2 protein-coding genes are annotated in these 1284 nt (G+C 66.4%); both read left to right on the top strand.

Annotated elements, in window-relative coordinates; genetic code table 11:
* The first annotated feature begins 67 nt into the window (after positions 1 to 67).
* Positions 68 to 367, top strand: coding sequence for a transposase (locus ACFVWD_RS58410; RefSeq protein WP_389607321.1), 300 nt, complete (start codon positions 68 to 70; stop codon positions 365 to 367).
* Positions 364 to 1251 (top strand): IS3 family transposase, encoded by an 888-nt coding sequence (locus ACFVWD_RS58415; protein WP_389607323.1) that lies wholly within the window; start codon positions 364 to 366, stop codon positions 1249 to 1251. Before ACFVWD_RS58410 ends, ACFVWD_RS58415 begins: the two co-directional genes overlap by 4 nt.
* Positions 1252 to 1284 lie beyond the last annotated feature (33 nt).

Consider the following 1284-nt stretch of genomic DNA (forward strand, 5'->3'; position numbering starts at 1 on the left):
TGGGCCTTCCCCTTGATCGTGGACACCTGGAGACTGGGATCTGAGGTTCCAGAGGAAGTAGCACCAGGTGGGAAGCAAGTACACGAAGCGGTACACCGAAGAGTTCAAGCGGGACGCGATCGCGCTCGTCGACTCCTCGGGCAAGACGGTCACTGCGGTCGCCCGGGAACTCGGCATCAGCTCCGAGTCCCTGCGCGGCTGGTACCGCAGGGCGAAGGCGGACCGGAGCGAAGGCGCCCCCGGCGAATTGAGCAGTGCTGAGCGCGAGGAGCTCAAGCGGCTGCGGCGGGAGAACCGCGAACAGCAGCAGACAATCGAGATCCTGAAAAAAGCGACCGCCTTCTTCGTGAAGGAAAACGACCGGTGAGCGAGTTGTACCGGTTCATCCATGCGGAGAAGGCGAACCATCCGATCGTTCTGCTGTGCCGGGCACTGCACGTCGCCCGCTCCTCCTACTACGCCTGGCGCGAGGGCGAGGCCGCCCGCCACGCCCGGCAGTCCGCCGACGACGCGCTCGCGCACGAGATCACAGTGCTGCACGTCGCCTCCCGTCGCACCTACGGTGTCCCGCGCATCCACGCCGAACTGAGGCGTCTGGGGCGGCGGGTGAACCGCAAGCGCATCGCCCGTGTGATGCGCGAGCGCGACATCCGAGGCGTCACCCGGCGCAAGCGCCGCTCGCTGACCCGGCCCGACAAGAAGGCGAAGCCGGCCCCTGACCTGATCGGCCGCGACTTTCACGCCGAGCGGCCCGGGATCAAGCTGGTCGGCGACATCACCTACCTGCCCACCGCCGAGGGCTGGCTCTACCTCGCCTGCTGGCTGGACCTGGCCACCCGCGAGGTCGTCGGTTACGCCATGGCCGATCACCACCGCGCCGAACTGGTCGTCGACGCCCTCGACATGGCCTACGGCCGAGGGAACCTGGAGCCCGGCTGCGTGATCCACAGTGACCGCGGCAGCGAATACACCTCGACCCAATTCGGCGACCGAATAAGGGAGTTGGGACTGCGGAACAGCTGCGGACGCACCGGATCATGCTTCGACAATGCGGCCGCGGAGAGCTTCTGGGCCCTGCTCAAGGAAGAGATCGGCACCCGCATCTGGCCCGACCGGGCCACCGCCCGCGCCGAGGTCTTCACCTTCATCGAGACCTTTTACAACCGCCGCCGCCTGCGCAAACACAAGACCTTCGGCTACCTCACCCCAGCCGAGACCAGGCAGCGGCATCAACACACCCTCGCGGCATAACCAACGAGTGTCCAAGATCACGGGGAAACTTCA

The sequence above is a fragment of the Streptomyces sp. NPDC058086 genome (genome assembly GCF_042885015.1).
Lineage (GTDB): Bacteria > Actinomycetota > Actinomycetes > Streptomycetales > Streptomycetaceae > Streptomyces.